This is a genomic window from Erwinia persicina, from assembly GCF_014838825.1.
In the GTDB taxonomy this organism is placed as follows: Bacteria; Pseudomonadota; Gammaproteobacteria; order Enterobacterales; family Enterobacteriaceae; genus Erwinia; species Erwinia persicina_A.
Map to the genome: position 1 here is coordinate 390,579 of NZ_JACYMO010000003.1, position 16,800 is coordinate 407,378.

Consider the following 16,800-nt stretch of genomic DNA (forward strand, 5'->3'; position numbering starts at 1 on the left):
TCATTGGGCGGAAGGGATTCCGCTGCAATTCAGGGGGGGAGGGGGGTAAACGACAGATACAAAAAAACACCCTTAAGGGTGCTTGATTGGTTGCGGGAGCCGGATTTGAACCGACGACCTTCGGGTTATGAGCCCGACGAGCTACCAGGCTGCTCCATCCCGCGTCCGATTGACGCTTTTACTACTTTTACTTCCCCACCCACGACGGAAATTGGTTGCGGGAGCCGGATTTGAACCGACGACCTTCGGGTTATGAGCCCGACGAGCTACCAGGCTGCTCCATCCCGCGTCCGCGTGGTTTGTCGCTTCCATCACGACAACGTTCTTTTACTGCTGCTTAACTCAATCATACTGACTTCAGTTAATTGGTTGCGGGAGCCGGATTTGAACCGACGACCTTCGGGTTATGAGCCCGACGAGCTACCAGGCTGCTCCATCCCGCGTCCGTGGATGCGCACTATACGCCTGATGGGTTTTCTTGCAACCCCTTTTTGCAGATAAGTGGTTAAAATCGTGCTTGTTATACATTTCTTCGCCAGAATGTTGAAAAGTTGCACAAGTGCCGGTGCTCTTTACCACTGGCGCATTTTATTCTGGCGGTGCCTTTGCTATCTTCGCGCAGGGTTCCCGTATAAAGGTAGAGAAGGCATGAAAGCAGGTTGGGCAAAATATCTGGTGACCGGCACACTGCTGGCGCTGCTGGCAGGGTGTTCATCAAAACCCACCGATCGTGGGCAGCAGTATAAGGACGGAAAACTCGATCAGCCTCTGGCGCTGGTCAATCAGCCCAATGCGAAAGGACGCCCGGTCAATGGTAAGGACTTTGCCGACCAGGTTTCTCAGATTCGTTTTGCCTCTTCGGCAATGTACTCCCGGCAGGCGGGGACTTACAGCGCGATAGAGAGCTGGCTGATGGCCGGTGGCGATACCCGCCAGCTGCGCCAGTTTGGTCTGGACGCGTATCAGATGGAAGGAACAGACAATTATGGCAACGTCCAGTTTACCGGTTATTACACGCCGGTAATTCAGGCGCGCTATACCCGTCAGGGCGAATTCCAGTATCCTTTATACCGTATGCCGCCGCGTGCAAAGGGCAGAAAACTGCCCAGCCGTGCGGAGATTTACAGCGGTGCGCTGGATGACCGCTACGTGGCGGCTTACAGCAATTCGCTGATGGATAACTTTATTATGGACGTGCAGGGCAGCGGCTATGTTGATTATGGCGACGGCCGGCCGCTGATGTTCTTTGGCTACGGTGGCAAAAATGGCCATGCCTATCGCAGCATCGGTAAGGTTCTGATCGATCGCGGCGAAGTAAAACGTGAAGACATGTCGATGCAGGCTATCCGCCAGTGGGGAGAGGAGCACAGCCCGGCGGAGGTCCGCGAACTGCTGGAACAGAACCCTTCCTTTGTGTTCTTCAAGCCTGAGAATTTTGCCCCGGTACGCGGTGCCAGCGCAGTGCCTCTGGTGGCAAAAGCGTCGGTGGCGTCTGACCGCGCATTGATCGCGCCGGGAACTGCTCTGCTGGCTGAAATACCCCTGCTGGACAACAACGGTAAATTTACCGGAAAATATGAGATGCGCATGATGGTATCGCTGGACGTTGGCGGCGCCATTAAAGGTCAACACTTTGATATTTACCAGGGAATTGGCCCGGATGCCGGGCATATGGCGGGTTGGTTCAACCATTACGGCCGCGTCTGGGTGCTGAAGAATGCGCCCGGTGCCGGAACGCCACTCTTCTCGTCTGCACAGAATAACGCTTCTCAGGGGGGGCTGCTGGTCAGCCAGTAAACCCCGGCGGGCCGCCTGCCGGCCCGCCGTTCGTTGAGACGCGTTTCGAGGAATAATGAATGATGGTTCTTTCAGACGCCTGGCGGCAACGCTTTGGCGGAACGGCGCGCCTGTATGGTCAGTCAGCGCTCCAGCTTTTTGCTGAGTCACACGTCTGTGTGGTTGGCATTGGCGGCGTGGGCTCATGGGCGGCGGAAGCGCTGGTGCGAACGGGCATCGGGGCGATTACGTTGATCGACATGGATGACGTCTGCGTCACTAACACCAATCGCCAGGTTCACGCGCTGAAAGAGAACGTGGGCCGGGCGAAAACCGAAGTGATGGCCGAACGTCTTCTGGCCATTAATCCGGAGTGTCGGGTGATCTGCGTGGATGACTTTATTACGCCGGACAATACCGCCGGGCTGATTGGCAAAGATTTCAGCTATGTCATTGATGCGATTGACAGCGTGCGACCAAAAGCGGCGCTGCTGGCCTGGTGCCGTCGTAATAAAGTCCCTTTGGTCACCACGGGCGGCGCGGGCGGCCAGATTGACCCGACACAGATCCAGGTGGCAGATCTGGCGAAAACCATTCAGGATCCGCTGGCGGCCAAGCTACGTGAGCGGCTGAAAGGCGATTTTAATATCGTGAAAAACAGCAAAGGCAAACTGGGAATTGACTGTGTCTTTTCTACCGAGGCGCTGATGTACCCGCAGCCGGATGGCTCAGTTTGTGCGTCACGCAGTACCGCAGAAGGGCCAAAGCGGATGGACTGCGCCGCCGGGTTTGGCGCGGCCACAATGGTGACCGCCACATTTGGTTTTGTCGCGGTTTCACACGTGCTGAAGAAAATGATGGCAAAAGCGGTCCGCGAGGGCTAATCCAACGCAGGGGGCTGACGTTCTGTTCCGGTCAGCTCTTTGACACAAGCCCTGGCATAACCCTCTATCCGCAGCGGTAAGCGGCCCCTCTTTTATTCGTTGGCTGCCCGCATTACCGCTGCCGCCATCGCCTGTAAGCCCGCGCTGCGTGAGGCGCTCAACTGCGCCATTAATCCCAGGGCGGCGAACAGGGCCAGCGGATCCTCCTGCTGCAGCTGTGCCGGTGTTTTTCCCTCGACCGCCGTGAGCAGCACGGCCAGCAGTCCGCGCACAATCCGCCCCTCGCTGTCACCGAAGAAGTGCAGCTGTCCGCTCTCCATCACCTGATGGCCCAGCCAGACGCGGTTTTCACAGCCGCTTAATTCAATCTCAACGCTTTTCAATGCCTCGGGTAGCGCAGGCAGCTGTCTGCCCAGCAGGATAAGCTGGCGGTAACGTTCCTCCCACTGTCTGAAGGTGGAAAATTGCGTTATCAGTGAGTCAGCGGTAATCGTGTCACCAAACGGGTGGGGAGCAATCAGGGATAAATTCGTCATTAATCAGCCAGTAGCGTCAGGGCGGTAGTCATGGCCGCGACCAGCGCGTCCACGTCTTCCGGGGTGTTATACGGGGCGAAAGAGGCACGCAGCGTGCCGCTGACGCCTAAAGCCGCCAGCAGCGGCTGGGCGCAGTGCTGACCGGCGCGAACGGCAATACCACTTTCTGCCAGCAGCATCACCACATCGCTGTGATGGACGCCGGCAATATCAAAGGCCAGCAGGCTGGAGTGGCTGGCACGATAGCTGCGGAAGCCAGGCAGTCGCGACAGACGGGCTTCCGCCTGAGAGGCCAGCTCACAGCTCCAGCGTTCGGCGGCGGCCGTATCCACGTGGCTTAACCACTCCAGCGCGGCACTCAGGCCAATGACGCCGGCCACATTTGGCGTACCGGCCTCGAAGCACCAGGGAACGGCCTGGGGGGTGAATCCATCGAAGTCCACGCGGGTGATCATTTTACCGCCGCCCTGCCACGGAACCATTTCTGCCAGTCGCCCGGCCTGACCATAGAGAGCGCCGATACCCATTGGACCATACAGCTTATGACCCGAAAAAGCGTAAAAATCAATATCCAGCGCCTGAACATCCGGCGGGCAGTGAACCACGCCCTGTGCGCCATCCACCATCACTTTTGCCCCGCAGCCATGCGCAAGATCGATAATCTGCTTCAGATCAGGACAGCCGCCGGTAACGTTGGACATCTGCCCGATGGCCACCAGGCGGGTACGGGCATTAAGCAGGCCCGGAAGCAGGTGGAGGTCCGGCAGACGATCCTGACCGATGGGCCACCTGACGACGCGGGCTCCGGTCTGCTCTGCCACCATCAGCCACGGTACCAGGTTGGCATGGTGCTCGGCTTCGCTGACCACAATCTCATCCCCCGGCTGCAGGCGCGGGCGCAGCCAGCTTTGCGCCACGAGGTTAATGGCCTCAGTGGTGCCTTTCGTCCAGACGATGCTGTGACTGTCTGCGGCATTCAGCAGGGATGCCACCTGGGTTCGCGCGTGCTCAAAGCGTTCAGTCAGATGCCGGGCGGCGGCGAACTGGCTGCGGTGAACCGTACCCGCGCTCAGGCGATAAAACTGTTCCGTCGCATCGATCACGCTTTGTGGTTTCAGCGCGGTTGCGGCACTGTCGAGATAGCAGGCCCCCTCGTTCAGGGCGGGAAACTGCTGGCGAAACCGCTGGGGGTTAAATGACGTCATACGTTGTACACATTCCTCTGGGGTGGTTCGTGCTTTTTTAGGACCAGACTGAAATGAATGTGGTTTTCTGGCAAAGCTGAAAAAGCGCGTTATGCTGAATTATGACTGCTTTATGTGTTTACCCGCAAACAGAAGGCTGTCTCAGTAGGCTGTTTTGTTGTGTTTTTTTGCCGCTTTTCTGACAGTTCGTCGGGTATTTCCTGTCTCATACTGGAGAGATAAAAAATGAAAAAATTCGCTGCTGTAATCGCCGCCTGTGCCATGACACTGTCGCTGGCTGCCTGTTCAAGTAACTATGTTATGCACACCAATGACGGCCGGACAATCGTTGCCGATGGCAAGCCTATGGTAGACGATGAAACCGGGATGATCAGCTATAAAGATGCCAATGGATCAAAACAGCAGATCAACCGCTCTGATGTCAAAGAGATGGTCGAGATGGGACAGTAAATTTCAGGTAAAAAAAAGCACCGCGCTTGGCGGTGCTATTAAAAATCAATATGGACAGACAGGGTAAATCTACAGGAATGTGTGGTAGCCAGGCTACCAGACCTGAAAATCGTCAGGTCAAATGCAAACACAACATCACGACACAAGCCAAAAGCCCCTCAAAATTCCGCGAGTTAACACAAAATTTTAATGCGCTTTTCGTTCCGGCTCAGGAAGTGCCGCAACTATAGGTATTTGCTGGTAGTTCCTCAACGGACAATTTATAATGCCTCGGATAAAAAAAACTAATACGTAACTCTGTGTAACAGAGCAACGCCTTGTCGCGATGAAAAGTACCCATTTACCATGTCGAAACGTTTACCTCCTTTAAATGCGCTGCGGGTTTTTGACGCTGCGGCGCGTCATCTCAGCTTTACTAAAGCTGCCGAAGAACTGTTTGTCACCCAGGCTGCCGTCAGCCACCAGATTAAGTCACTGGAGGACTTTCTGGGCCTGAAGCTGTTTCGCCGCCGTAACCGGTCGCTGTTGCTGACCGAAGAGGGGCAAAGTTATTACCTCGATATTAAAGAGATTTTCACCGCGCTGAATGATGCCACGCGCAAGCTGCAGGCCCGCAGTGCGAAAGGCGCGCTGACGGTCAGTTTACTGCCCAGTTTTGCCATTCAGTGGCTGGTTCCGAGGCTGACCAGCTTTAACTCAGCTTATCCGGGAATCGATGTGCGTATCCAGGCCGTGGATCGTGATGAAGAGAAACTGGCTGATGATGTTGACGTGGCCATCTTCTACGGGCGCGGCAACTGGCCAGGGCTGCGCGTAGAGAAACTCTATGCGGAATATCTGCTGCCCGTCTGTTCACCGCTGCTGTTAACAGGGGATCGTCCACTCACTTCGCCCGCCGCACTGGCAGGGCATACGCTGCTGCACGATGCCTCGCGCCGCGACTGGCAGGCGTACACTCGCCAACTGGGCCTTAATAGTATCAACGTACAGCAGGGGCCGATTTTCAGCCACAGCGCCATGGTTCTGCAGGCGGCGATCCACGGTCAGGGGGTAGCGCTGGCCAACAATGTGATGGCCGAGAGTGAAATTGAAGCGGGCAGGCTGGTGTGTCCGTTCAATGATGTATTAGTCAGTAAAAATGCTTTTTATCTGGTTTGTCATGACAGTCAGGCAGAACTGGGTAAAATAGCCGCCTTCCGACAGTGGATCCTGGCAAAAGCGGCCAGCGAACAAGAAAAATTTCGTTTTCGTTACGATCACTGATCGCACTGCCCTCGCCGATATGCGGCAGGGAATAAGAACGGGCAGCAGGGGGCACACCCCCTGTTCTGAAAGAGGATGAGGTTATGTCCAGTCGTGCAATGCTGATTTTCGCCGCCATCAGTGGATTCTTCTACGTGATGCTGGGGGCATTTGGTGCCCATGTGTTAAGCAAGTCGCTGGGAAGCGCAGAAATGGCCTGGATGAAAACCGGGCTGGATTATCAGGGGTTTCATACCCTGGCGATACTGGGTCTGGCGACAGCGATGCTGCGTCGGGCCAATATCTGGTTTTACTGGAGTAGCGCATTTCTGGCACTCGGTACCGTATTGTTCAGCGGCAGTCTGTACTGTCTGGCGCTGTCGCACCTGAAACTGTGGGTGTATATCACCCCCATTGGCGGCACCTGCTTCCTGCTGGGTTGGGTTTTGATGTTGGTTGGCGCACTGCGTCTGAAAAAAAGGGCAGATCGCCATGAATAAAATTTTGCTGTATTGCCGTCAGGGTTTTGAAAAAGAGTGTGCTGCCGAAATCACGGCGAAAGCTGCAGAGCGGGAAGTGTATGGTTTTGCCCGGGTTAAAGATGACTCGGCTTACGTGCTGTTTGAGTGCTACCAGCAGGACGACGCAGAAAAGTTGCTTAATGCGCTGCCGTTCAGTGAACTGATTTTCTCCCGCCAGATGATCCTGGTGGGCGAACTGCTGCGCGATCTGCCGACGGAAGACCGCATTTCGCCGGTGGCGGGTATGCTGACCGGGGTGGTGGAGAAGGGCGGCGATCTGCGCGTCGAAGTTCCGGATACCAATGCCAGTAAAGAGCTGCTCAGGTTCTGCCGTAAGTTTACCGTACCGCTGCGTGCCAGCCTGCGTAAACAGGGGATCCTGCTTAACTATGAAAGCAACACGCGTCCGGTGGTTCACGTGTTCTTTATTGCCTCCGGCTGTTGCTATGTGGGCTATTCGCTGCCGCAGAATAATTCCGCACTATTTATGGGTATTCCGCGACTGAAATTCCCTTCCGATGCGCCAAGCCGTTCGACCCTGAAGCTGGAGGAGGCGTTTCACGTCTTTATCCCTGCCGACGAGTGGGATGAGCGCCTGGCCAGCGGCATGTGGGCCGTGGATCTCGGGGCCTGTCCCGGCGGCTGGACTTATCAGCTGGTGCAGCGCAGCATGATGGTCAATGCTGTCGATAACGGTCCGATGGCCCCCAGCCTGATGGATACCGGGCAGGTGTTCCACCAGCGTGAAGACGGTTTCAAATACCGGCCGACGCGCAGCAATAACTACTGGGTGGTCTGCGATATGGTGGAAAAACCGATCCGTGTGGCTAACCTGATGGCCGACTGGCTGGTCAACGGCTGGTGCCGGGAAGCGATCTTTAACCTCAAGCTGCCGATGAAAAAGCGCTACGAAGAAGTGTCACAGAACCTGGCGATGATCGACGAAAAACTGAAAGCGAACGGGATCAACGCCCAGATTCAGGCGCGCCAGCTTTATCATGACCGCGAAGAAGTCACGGTGCATATCCGACGTATCTGGAGTGCTGCACCGGGGCGTCGCGACGAACGATAACGCCGTCGCGTGCTGTCAGGGTCGATCGTCACTGCGATCGGCCCTGCGTCCGGGCCGATTTTCTCTTATCCTGCCGTTTATGGCAGACGTAAATCCTTCAGATTTCCTTCCAGCACTAAATCAGTTTTCAGCGTGGCCACCTGACGGCAAATCTCAGCCATCTGCTGGTGTTCTGCCAGCTTTTTGCGCCATTTTTCCGGCACCTGGTCCAGTTGCTGATAGAGCGCCTCCAGCGTGCCGAACTGTTGCAGCAGCTGGCTGGCGCTTTTACCGCCAATGCCTGCCACGCCGGGGATTTTGCTGCTGCTGATGCCGGCCAGCCCCCAGTAGTCGGGCAGCTGCGCGGGGGATACGCCAAACTCAGCGGCAATAAAAGGCACATCCAGCCAGCGCTTTTGAAAGTAATCGCGGATTTGAATCGCCGGTGCCAGCAGCTGACAGTAGCCCTTATCGGTAGAGACAATCGTTGCCTGATGGCCTGCGGCGGCCACCTTGCTGGCCAGCGTCGCTGCCAGGTCGTCAGCCTCATCCCCCGCAGAATGCCAGCTGGCGATACCGATGCTGGCAAAGGCCGCGCGCAACAGCGGCATCTCATTACGCAGCGTATCCGGCATTGGTGAACGTCCCGCTTTATAGTCCGGCAGCAGCTGGTGACGCCAGCTGCTGCTGCGGTCGTCGTCGTCAAAGACGGCTACAGCGTGGGTCGGGCGGATGTGGAGCAGCAGCTGTTGCAGGGCATTCAGACAGGTTTCCTGGCAGGGGGACCCCTGTACGGCGTGAATGCGCCGGATCAGATTCAGCGCATCGATAATTAACAGATGTATCATCAGATAACCCTGAGCGGCCCGCAGGCCGCTCTTTTACTTAATGATTTCGTAGCAGGGAATATAAGCGCTGCCCGGCAGCTTCATACGATGCTGGGCAACAAACCCTTGCAGCAGATCGTCCATGCGTCGCATGATTTCCGGATCGCCGTGCAGTTTGTACGGCCCTTTCTCTTTAATGGCCTGGATACCAACGTCCTTCACATTTCCCGCCACGATGCCGGAGAATGCGCGGCGCAGGGCCGCTGCCAGCTGTTCGGCCGGCTGGTCAGATGAAAGATTAAGATTCGCCATATTCTCATGGCTCGGCATAAACGGCATTTGCAGATCGGGGGCAATACGCAGCGCCCAGTTAAAGCTGTAGGCATCGCCTGTTTCACGACGGTACTCTTTGACCTTCGGCATCGCTTTTTTCATCACCCGCGCCACTTCTGCTGCATCATCAATAATGATGGTGTAATGCCTGCGTGCCTCATCACCCAGCGTATTGACGATAAACTCGTCCAGCACGCGGAAGTAATCAGCGCTCTCTTTCGGACCGGTGAGGATCAGCGGCAGCACCTGGTCGTGGTTGTGTGGGTTCATCATGATACCCAGCAGATAGAGCAGCTCTTCCGCCGTGCCCACACCGCCCGGGAAGATAATGATACCGTGAGCGATGCGCACAAAAGCTTCCAGACGTTTTTCAATGTCCGGCATGATGATCAGTTCATTAACCAGCGGGTTAGGCGGTTCGGCGGCAATGATCGAGGGTTCAGTCAGGCCGATAAAGCGGCTGTCCCGGTAACGCTGCTGGGCATGACCTACCGCAGCTCCTTTCATCGGGGCTTCCATCACCCCCGGGCCACAGCCGGTACAGATGTTCAGTTCGCGCAGACCCAGCTGGGAACCGACGCTCCGGCAGTACTGGTATTCAATGGCATTGATGGAGTGTCCCCCCCAGCACACCACGGTGTTCGGCTCTTCCCCCACGTGCAGGGCGCGGGCATTGCGCAGGATAGAAAATACCAGATTGGTAATATGCACCGGATCGTCGCTTTCGAACTGCTGGAAGCGCCCGGCATTGTCGATCTTTCCGTTCAGGAAAAGAATGTCGCGCAGTACGGCAAACAGGTTGGCCTGCAGGGCGCGAATTATACGTCCGTCAACGAAGGCTTCTTCCGGTGGATTGATCAGTTCCAGCTTCACGCCGCGCTCACGACGCAGCACGTTAATGTCGAAACTTTCGAACCGGGAGAGCAGTTCCTGACTGCTGTCGGTCTGGCTACCGGAGTTGAGGACAGCGAGTGAGCAGTTGCGGAAAAGCTGATAGAGATCGCTGCTGGCCGTGCGTTTCAGCATATCGACTTCAAGCTGAGACAGCAGATCCATTGAGCCAAGAGGGCTGACATGTGTAATCAAGTGAACTCCTTTACACCCGCCGGGTGTGCAGTGACTCCACAACCTCGCGGTCGCAGAGAAAAGATATCCTTAAGCAACATCGCGGGCGAACCGCCAGATGGCGGTCTGCCCTTACAGCGATCGTCGTCACGGGCGACTCTTTTTCTGGCCGCCCCGTATCGGAACAGACGCCAAAGGCGTCATCGCGCTGCCCGAAGCCAGAGTAGCCTTTTTCATTGAGATTTAACAACAGGTTAACGTCGGGGCCGCTGATTTACTGGCGAACCAGACGTGAACGGCTGGCAACAAATGTATCGTTAGTGCGCCACGGGTTGATATCCAACCCGCCGCGCCGCGTGTAGCGGGCATACACGGTCAGACTTTCTGGCTGACAGTAGCGCTGAATATCGTTGAAAATACGCTCAACACACTGTTCGTGAAACTCATTATGATTGCGGAAAGAGACCAGATAACGCAGCAGCGCTTCACGGCGAATACGGGGGCCGCGATAGCTGATTTGTACCGAGCCCCAGTCAGGCTGGTTGGTGATCAGGCAGTTGGATTTCAGCAGATGGCTCACCAGTTGCTCTTCTACCCGTTCAGAGGTCGTGGCATCACGCAGGTAGTCAGCACTGAACGCATAGTTATCAATCGTAATGTCCTGCTCATCAATGCACTCACCGCTAAAGCGGCCGACAGGTTGCCCTTCGATTTCCTGCAGTCGGAACAGCGCCACGCTCACCTTGCCCTGGGCACAGGCGCTCAGGTCACGCTCCAGCGTCTGACGGACATCACCCCAGTCCGCAAAAGAGGTCTGATTAAAGCTGTTCAGATACAGCTTAAAGCTTTTCGATTCGATCAGGTTCACGCTTCCGGCATCCAGCGTAACTTCCCCTATCGCGACCTGTGGCAGGCCTTTGCTGTTAAGCCACGACAGCTCATACAGCGTCCAGATATCTGCACCATTAAACGGCAGGTTGTCGGGATAGAGGCCCAGCGGCTCACGGTTAAGGCTGCGCGGTACCGCCTGCAGCAGATCGGGCTGGTAGCTGTCGTGATATTCTGTGGGTTTCCCCAGGGTCAGGCCTTCCAGCGCCTGATGATGCTCGTATGAAGACATGGTGTTACCTTGTGTTACCTTAGGGCACCCACCGTGGCAGATGCGTGAATACGGTTGGGTACTGTCTGCGCGCCAGGCGCGTGAACGATAAGCAGTACCACAGGCAGTCAGTGTAACTCAGCAAGCAAAGAGTGAAAAAATAATGATCGAAGAAACGTCACAGGCATTACGCGATTTTAGTCAGCGCTATTGCGATCTCTGGCAGCAGCATCATGGTCACGCGCCCGCCAGTGCCGACCTGCACGGAATCCCTTCTCCCTGCATCGTTGCCACGCATGAGGATGAGGTCTGGTGGCAGCCTCAACCCTTTACGCTGGCGAAAAATCTTGAGGCCGTTGAACGTGCGCTCGACCTGCGACTGCAACCGTCCGTTGCCGGATTCTACACCGCGCAATTTTCTGGCGACATGAAAGGAACTTTTTCCGGTCAGCGGATGTCTCTTGTACAGGTGTGGAGTGAAGATGACTTCGTGCGCGTTCAGGAAAACCTGATCGGGCACCTGGTGATGAAGCGTCGTCTTAAACATGCCCCCACGCTCTTTATCGCTACCACAGAGTCTGAACTGGAGGTGGTGTCGGTGTGTAACATAAGTGGTGAAGTCGTTATCGAGCAGTTAGGTACCACAAAACGCCAGGTTATCGCCCCCTCAGTTCAGAACTTTCTTATTCTTTTACAACCTCTTAGCGAGCGTTGATCAGAGTAAAACCATTCCTTGTGTGCGATATCTCTCACAAACGCTGTGAGAGATCGCTACGAATCGTGCAGATATCAGATTCGTTCTTTTTGTAAAAATATTGTAGATCATAACGTTATGAGCTCGGTTGCTGATATTTGCGTGTAATACGTTTAAAAAGCACGTCATGGTGTCTTGTTTGCTTATGCTGATCGGGCAGAATAGCACCCAACGCAAAGGATGCGCTGGACTGGAACAGACATCATGATGATGTCACTCACGGAATGAGTCGGACCCGTCTGGATGATGTATCAGGGATAGGCTTCGGGAAGAAGCAAGGACACCTCAGGATGAGGTAAGGGACACCTCCAGGAAGGAGAATGTGAACCGAACAGGATGATTCGGTTGTCAGGGATGTCAAAGGACTTGCATCAGGATGATGCTTCGCTCAGGAGAGCACAGGAATAGTTTTCAAGGATGAGCAGGGAGCATAAAGGTAGCCGGAACGCTGCAAACGAACCAGGGGCACTGTTTATACAGTGCCCCTTTTTTTGTTGAAATTTTTGCCCTGTGCAGCGCCAGTGATATGCTTTGCGCTCATTATCCCCGAAGCCTAATCAGGAGGTTGCTCATGATGCGTGAACAGCAGGTTCAGGAACGATTGCTGGCGATTGAAACGCAGCTTAAAACCGCCGGTCTCTGGCAGGCGATAGCCCCCAATAGCGAGGCGTTTGCCAGCACGGAACCTTTCTGTGTTGATACTATGACGCCCCTGCAGTGGCTGCAGTGGGTTTTTCTGCCACGAATGCAGGCGCTGCTGGATGCCCAGGCCGAATTACCGGTTTCGCTGGCCATTGCCCCCTATTATGAAGTCTGGCTGGAGGGCGAGATCCCTGAACGTGCCCAGCTGCTGCACCGTTTAAATGCGCTTGACCAGCTGTTTGAGTCGCCCAACTGATGCTGGAGATTATTTACCAGGATCAGTGGCTGGTGGCGGTCAATAAACCCTCCGGCTGGCTGGTACACCGCAGCTGGCTGGATCGTCATGAAACGCAGTTTGTGATGCAGACGGTGCGCGACCAGATCGGGCAGCATGTGTTTACCGTACATCGTCTGGACAGGCCCACCTCCGGCGTTCTGCTGATGGCGCTCTCCAGCGAGGTTGCGCGCCTGCTTTCTCAGCAGTTTGAGCAGCACCAGCTGCAAAAAACCTATCATGCCGTAGTGCGCGGCTGGCTGGAAGGTGAGGATCGGCTGGAGTATGCGCTGACAGAAGAGCTGGATAAAATTGCTGATAAATTCAGCCAACCAGAGAAAGCGCCGCAGCCAGCCGTCACGCACTGGCGCGGACTGGTTACCGTCGAACAGCCGGTTCCGGCCGGTCCGTACCCGACCACGCGCTATTCGCTGGTGGAGATGAAGCCTGAATCCGGGCGTAAGCATCAGCTCCGGCGTCATATGACCCATCTGCGACACCCGATCATTGGTGACAGCGCCCACGGCGATCTCAAGCAGAACCGGGCTGCGGCAGCCCATTTTGGTTTGAATCGTCTGATGCTGCACGCCAGCGAGCTGCTCCTGACCCATCCGGTTACCGGTGACCCCCTGCGGCTTTGTGCCGGGCTGGATGGCGTCTGGCAATCGGCGATGGCCCGGTTCGGCTGGCAGCATTGCCTCCCTGACGTGCCGCGGGTTGAGTTCGCGGCGCAAAGCCCGCAGGATAGTGAATAACAATCAGCATTAATAATGGAGAAAAGCATGGCTGAGGTAGGCATTTTTGTCGGTACCGTTTACGGTAATGCCCTGTTAGTGGCAGAAGAAGCGGAACCCCTGCTGGTGGCCGCGGGCCATCAGGTGAAAATTTTTGACGATCCGACGCTGGAAGACTGGCAGCGCTACGCAGAGCAGGTCACGCTGGTGGTCACCTCTACCACCGGTCAGGGCGATCTGCCGGACAGCATAGTCTCGCTGTACAACGGCATCAAAGATAAGCTCGGCTATCAGCCCACCCTGCGTTACGGCATTATTGCGCTGGGAGACAGCAGCTACGATGACTTCTGCGGCGGAGGTAAAAAGTTTGCGGAACTACTGCAGGATCAGCAAGCGGTTCGCGTTGGCGAGATGCTGCTGGTCGATGCAACGGAACACCCGGAACCGGAAGAGGTGACGTCACCCTGGGTAGAGGCGTGGGCGAAACGCCTCGGCTAGCGACGGACCCCATCCCTGCGTGTTGTCTCTGACGGTGTGGCATGCCCACCGTCAGAGCCTTACAGCTTCAGACGTTCTTTTGCCAGCCGCGCTACGTTCTGCATCTCATCCAACAGCTCGAAAAGCTCCGGTTCAACCTGTGTCAGATCCCGGCTGTGGCGCAGGCTCTGCTCCAGCTGCAGGCAGAGCTGTTTCATGCGCGGCACACCGCTGTAGCTGGCGCTGCCATGCAGTTTATGGATGATATCACTCAGCGCATCCGGGTTATCCTCGGCCATATACTGCTCAACCAGCGCCTGCACCTCCGGCAGGAAGTCCACCAGCATCTGTAACAGGTCGCGCGCCAGATCGGGCTTATTCGCCGCCTGACGCAGCGCCAGCGCCCAGTCGAGCGAGGCGGGAACCTCAATCACCTTCGGTAACGTCCGCTGTCCTCCTGGCGTATAGCGGGCCAGCAGGCGGCTGAGTTTTTGTTCGTCGATCGGTTTGGCCAGGTAGTCATTCATCCCGGCCTTGATCAGCTGCTCACGCTCACCGTCCAGCGCATGTGCCGTCACGGCGACAATGGGCGTATTGGCATGCTGGGGCAGGGCGCGTATCACTTCACTGGCGCGGATACCGTCGATCTCCGGCATCTGAATATCCATCAGGATGATATCCAGATGCTGCTGACGCGCCTGAGTAATGGCGGCTTCTCCGCTGTCGCACAGGACGATCTCTGCCACCTGTTCTTCCAGCAGGGCTCCAATCAGTTTGAGGTTAGCCGGGTTATCATCTACCGCCATCACGCGTAACGGCAGGCGGGGACGCTCTGGCAGCGGCAGCGTATCACGACGATGGTGATCGACCAGCAGCGGGATCAGGCGGGTCATGGATATCGGCTTGATCAGACAGGCGGTCACGCCTCGGCCTTTCAGTTCTTCTGCGTAGACCTGCATCTGGAACGGTAGCGCCATGATCACGCTGCCGGCTCGTTGCAGAATCGGCTGCAGCTGCTCACTGCTCATCTCCAGGCTGTGCTGATCGGCCACCGGTAGCCCCATCAGCAGTACGTCGTAGTGTTCGTCCGGAAGGTCGCTGAGTGACGGGCTGTAGCTGATTTTCATCGGCGTCGCCTCCAGCATATCCAGCAGGGCTTTCGCCGCCGTTGCGTTTGGCTCAACGTAAGCCATCCGCTGTCCTTCAATACAGTCCATCACGCGCGGATCGCTGGCGGCATTTGGGTTCAGTGCCAGGTTAACGTGGAACCAGAAGGTGGACCCGTGGTTCAGGCGGCTATGGAAGGAGATTTCCCCGCCCATTTCGTTCACCAGCTTCTGGGTGATCACCAGCCCCAGCCCGGTGCCGCCGTGGCGGCGTGAAATGCTGGCATCTGCCTGGCGGAAAGCCTGGAACAGCTGTGACTGCTGCTTCTCGGAAATGCCGATGCCGCTGTCATGGATCTGGACTTCCAGCTCCATGCGGTTGTTGCTCAGGGCGCGCTTTTCAACGCGAATATCAATATTGCCGCGTTCGGTGAATTTGATCGCATTCCCCAGCAGGTTGACGATGATCTGCTGCATGCGCAGCGGATCGCCGATGGCGTTATCCGGGACGTCGCCCTGAATATTCAGCGTCAGCTCCAGCCCTTTTTCATGCGCTGACTGCGCCAGCAGTACCACCACTTCATCCAGGGTGGCACGCAGCGGGAAGGGAATGGTTTCGAGGATCAGTTTTCCGGCTTCCAGCTTCGAAAAGTCGAGTACATCATTGATAATGCTTAATAAATTGTTCGCTGAGCGTTCGATGGTATGCAGATAGTCGCGCTGGGTGGAGTTCAGCGTGGTTTTCAGCGTCTGGCGGGTAAAGCCGATCACCCCGTTTAATGGCGTACGCAGCTCATGCGACATATTGGCCAGGAACTCTGACTTGATACGTGCCGCTTCCTGCGCGCGTTTTTTCGCCAGGTCCAGCTCAACGTTCTGGATCTCCATCTGCTCCAGCGTCTCACGCAGATCGGAGGTGGCCTGGTCGATATTCTGCTGCATCTCTTCGTGATAGGCGGTCAGCGACATCGCCATGGAATTAATGCCGTTCTTCAGGACGTCCAGCTCACCGAGCATATGGCCTTCCACGCGGCTGTCGAGCTGGCCCCGGCGGATGCGGTCAACGGTGCTGACCATATTGCGAATCGGTCCGGTGACATCACGCATCAGGCGGTAGGCAAACACCATGGCAATACACAGGCACAGCAGCAGCAGCAGAGTGGAGATAAACACTTCTTTATACTGCTGAAGCCGGACCGACTGTAAATCCAGCTCAATAGCAACGTACCCGAGGGGGTTTCCGGTGGGTTTGGCGTCCTGCCCCGGTGATTCATCCGGGTAGTAGGTTTCCGACAGGATCGGCGTACGCAGGATCACCGAGTTGCCGTGGCGCTCCTTCATGTAGCGCGTTGTTAACGGCGTATTATCCGGCAGCCGCAGCAGGTCCGGCGTCTGGTGATAGTTTGAGGTGACAAACAGCTGGTTATGGTCATCAAAAACGGAAATTGCCCGCACAATATCGGAGTGGCGACGGTGCAGCAGGCTGACCAGCTGACGGACGGACTCGCGGCTGTGAAAGGTCATGCCATATTCACTGGAAACGGCCAGCGGTTCGATGATATTCACTCCGGCATCAGTCAGCTGGCTCTGGAGTTCGTTGTAACGGTTAACAACGAAAAAGGTCGAGAGCAGCAGACCGATCATCAGCGTCGGAGCCAGAATTAAGATCATCATTCGAGCCCGCAGGCTGTATTTGGTCATAGTATTCCCTGTTTGCGGCGATGCGCGCTGTGCCGTCCCTGGCGCATTGGGGTCTGTCAGGCCAGTTACAGACGTCCACCGGCAGGTGATGCCCGATTGTTCCTGCTGATAATGATGACGTGT

General features: G+C 56.2%; 16 protein-coding genes and 3 tRNA genes. 10 read left to right on the forward strand and 9 right to left on the reverse strand.

Annotated elements, in window-relative coordinates; all coding sequences use genetic code 11:
* Window positions 1–87 precede the first annotated feature (87 nt).
* The 3 genes from IFU29_RS10920 to IFU29_RS10930 all read right to left on the reverse strand — a co-directional run bounded on the left by IFU29_RS10920 (window position 88) and on the right by IFU29_RS10930 (window position 443).
* A tRNA-Met gene (locus tag IFU29_RS10920) sits at window positions 88–164 on the reverse strand.
* Between the two features lie 48 nt (window positions 165–212).
* Window positions 213–289: transfer RNA gene (locus IFU29_RS10925), tRNA-Met, on the reverse strand.
* A 77-nt stretch (window positions 290–366) separates the two neighbouring features.
* Window positions 367–443, reverse strand: a tRNA-Met gene (locus tag IFU29_RS10930).
* Between the two features lie 205 nt (window positions 444–648).
* On the opposite strand from IFU29_RS10930, the gene mltA reads away from it, so the two are divergent.
* Complete coding sequence (gene mltA, locus IFU29_RS10935; protein WP_191933950.1) at window positions 649–1,797, forward strand: murein transglycosylase A; 1,149 nt, start codon at window positions 649–651, stop codon at window positions 1,795–1,797.
* A gap of 59 nt (window positions 1,798–1,856) precedes the next feature.
* Complete coding sequence (gene tcdA, locus IFU29_RS10940) at window positions 1,857–2,660, forward strand: tRNA cyclic N6-threonylcarbamoyladenosine(37) synthase TcdA (protein WP_191933951.1); 804 nt, start codon at window positions 1,857–1,859, stop codon at window positions 2,658–2,660.
* A 92-nt stretch (window positions 2,661–2,752) separates the two neighbouring features.
* On the opposite strand, the gene csdE is transcribed toward tcdA, so the two are convergent.
* Both csdE and csdA read right to left on the reverse strand, forming a co-directional pair.
* Window positions 2,753–3,196, reverse strand: coding sequence for a cysteine desulfurase sulfur acceptor subunit CsdE (gene csdE / locus IFU29_RS10945; protein WP_191933952.1), 444 nt, complete (start codon window positions 3,194–3,196; stop codon window positions 2,753–2,755).
* Window positions 3,196–4,401 carry a cysteine desulfurase CsdA gene (gene csdA / locus IFU29_RS10950; protein ID WP_191933953.1) on the reverse strand — a complete coding sequence of 402 codons (1,206 nt, stop codon included), beginning with the start codon at window positions 4,399–4,401 and terminating at the stop codon, window positions 3,196–3,198. Before csdA ends, csdE begins: the two co-directional genes overlap by 1 nt.
* Before the next feature lie 225 nt (window positions 4,402–4,626).
* On the opposite strand from csdA, the gene IFU29_RS10955 reads away from it, so the two are divergent.
* From IFU29_RS10955 to rlmM, 4 genes are all read left to right on the forward strand, one after another.
* Complete coding sequence (locus IFU29_RS10955) at window positions 4,627–4,851, forward strand: YgdI/YgdR family lipoprotein (protein WP_191933954.1); 225 nt, start codon at window positions 4,627–4,629, stop codon at window positions 4,849–4,851.
* A 345-nt stretch (window positions 4,852–5,196) separates the two neighbouring features.
* A complete protein-coding gene (locus IFU29_RS10960; RefSeq protein ID WP_191933955.1) occupies window positions 5,197–6,114 on the forward strand; it encodes a transcriptional regulator GcvA in 918 nt (305 codons plus the stop codon).
* Between the two features lie 83 nt (window positions 6,115–6,197).
* Window positions 6,198–6,593, forward strand: a complete 396-nt coding sequence (locus IFU29_RS10965; RefSeq protein WP_191933956.1) for a DUF423 domain-containing protein — start codon at window positions 6,198–6,200, stop codon at window positions 6,591–6,593.
* Window positions 6,586–7,686 (forward strand): 23S rRNA (cytidine(2498)-2'-O)-methyltransferase RlmM, encoded by a 1,101-nt coding sequence (gene rlmM, locus IFU29_RS10970; protein WP_191933957.1) that lies wholly within the window; start codon window positions 6,586–6,588, stop codon window positions 7,684–7,686. The genes IFU29_RS10965 and rlmM overlap by 8 nt, the downstream gene beginning before the upstream one ends.
* A 77-nt stretch (window positions 7,687–7,763) precedes the next feature.
* Here the strand turns inward: rlmM and xni are convergent, their stop codons facing one another.
* The 3 genes from xni to queF form a co-directional block, all read right to left on the reverse strand.
* Window positions 7,764–8,513, reverse strand: a complete 750-nt coding sequence (gene xni / locus IFU29_RS10975; protein ID WP_191933958.1) for a flap endonuclease Xni — start codon at window positions 8,511–8,513, stop codon at window positions 7,764–7,766.
* 33 nt (window positions 8,514–8,546) lie between these two features.
* Window positions 8,547–9,911, reverse strand: coding sequence for a nucleotide 5'-monophosphate nucleosidase PpnN (gene ppnN, locus IFU29_RS10980; RefSeq protein ID WP_191933959.1), 1,365 nt, complete (start codon window positions 9,909–9,911; stop codon window positions 8,547–8,549).
* Between the two features lie 253 nt (window positions 9,912–10,164).
* Complete coding sequence (gene queF, locus IFU29_RS10985; RefSeq protein WP_191933960.1) at window positions 10,165–11,010, reverse strand: NADPH-dependent 7-cyano-7-deazaguanine reductase QueF; 846 nt, start codon at window positions 11,008–11,010, stop codon at window positions 10,165–10,167.
* A 142-nt stretch (window positions 11,011–11,152) separates the two neighbouring features.
* Here queF and syd point away from each other — a divergent pair, with 142 nt between their 5' ends.
* From syd to IFU29_RS11005, 4 genes are all read left to right on the forward strand, one after another.
* Window positions 11,153–11,704, forward strand: a complete 552-nt coding sequence (syd, locus tag IFU29_RS10990) for a SecY-interacting protein (RefSeq protein ID WP_191933961.1) — start codon at window positions 11,153–11,155, stop codon at window positions 11,702–11,704.
* Between the two features lie 610 nt (window positions 11,705–12,314).
* Complete coding sequence (locus IFU29_RS10995; RefSeq protein ID WP_191933962.1) at window positions 12,315–12,641, forward strand: YqcC family protein; 327 nt, start codon at window positions 12,315–12,317, stop codon at window positions 12,639–12,641.
* Entirely contained in the window at window positions 12,641–13,414 is a 774-nt protein-coding gene (gene truC, locus IFU29_RS11000) for a tRNA pseudouridine(65) synthase TruC (protein WP_191933963.1), read from the forward strand. The genes IFU29_RS10995 and truC overlap by 1 nt, the downstream gene beginning before the upstream one ends.
* 27 nt (window positions 13,415–13,441) lie before the next feature.
* The gene (locus tag IFU29_RS11005; protein WP_191933964.1) at window positions 13,442–13,891 is read left to right on the forward strand and encodes a flavodoxin; all 450 of its coding nucleotides are present in this window, start codon (window positions 13,442–13,444) and stop codon (window positions 13,889–13,891) included.
* Window positions 13,892–13,950: 59 nt separating this feature from the next.
* On the opposite strand, the gene barA is transcribed toward IFU29_RS11005, so the two are convergent.
* A complete protein-coding gene (gene barA, locus IFU29_RS11010; RefSeq protein WP_191933965.1) occupies window positions 13,951–16,677 on the reverse strand; it encodes a two-component sensor histidine kinase BarA in 2,727 nt (908 codons plus the stop codon).
* Between the last annotated feature and the right edge of the window lie 123 nt (window positions 16,678–16,800).

Coding starts and splice junctions, on each gene's coding strand:
- csdE (WP_191933952.1), bottom strand. CDS start 3,196: ATGACGAATTTATCCCTGATTGCTCCCCACCCGTTTGGTGACACGATT.
- IFU29_RS10960 (WP_191933955.1), top strand. CDS start 5,197: ATGTCGAAACGTTTACCTCCTTTAAATGCGCTGCGGGTTTTTGACGCT.
- csdA (WP_191933953.1), bottom strand. CDS start 4,401: ATGACGTCATTTAACCCCCAGCGGTTTCGCCAGCAGTTTCCCGCCCTG.
- syd (WP_191933961.1), top strand. CDS start 11,153: ATGATCGAAGAAACGTCACAGGCATTACGCGATTTTAGTCAGCGCTAT.
- tcdA (WP_191933951.1), top strand. CDS start 1,857: ATGATGGTTCTTTCAGACGCCTGGCGGCAACGCTTTGGCGGAACGGCG.
- xni (WP_191933958.1), bottom strand. CDS start 8,513: ATGATACATCTGTTAATTATCGATGCGCTGAATCTGATCCGGCGCATT.
- barA (WP_191933965.1), bottom strand. CDS start 16,677: ATGACCAAATACAGCCTGCGGGCTCGAATGATGATCTTAATTCTGGCT.
- IFU29_RS10955 (WP_191933954.1), top strand. CDS start 4,627: ATGAAAAAATTCGCTGCTGTAATCGCCGCCTGTGCCATGACACTGTCG.
- mltA (WP_191933950.1), top strand. CDS start 649: ATGAAAGCAGGTTGGGCAAAATATCTGGTGACCGGCACACTGCTGGCG.
- IFU29_RS10965 (WP_191933956.1), top strand. CDS start 6,198: ATGTCCAGTCGTGCAATGCTGATTTTCGCCGCCATCAGTGGATTCTTC.
- IFU29_RS10995 (WP_191933962.1), top strand. CDS start 12,315: ATGATGCGTGAACAGCAGGTTCAGGAACGATTGCTGGCGATTGAAACG.
- IFU29_RS11005 (WP_191933964.1), top strand. CDS start 13,442: ATGGCTGAGGTAGGCATTTTTGTCGGTACCGTTTACGGTAATGCCCTG.
- queF (WP_191933960.1), bottom strand. CDS start 11,010: ATGTCTTCATACGAGCATCATCAGGCGCTGGAAGGCCTGACCCTGGGG.
- rlmM (WP_191933957.1), top strand. CDS start 6,586: ATGAATAAAATTTTGCTGTATTGCCGTCAGGGTTTTGAAAAAGAGTGT.
- truC (WP_191933963.1), top strand. CDS start 12,641: ATGCTGGAGATTATTTACCAGGATCAGTGGCTGGTGGCGGTCAATAAA.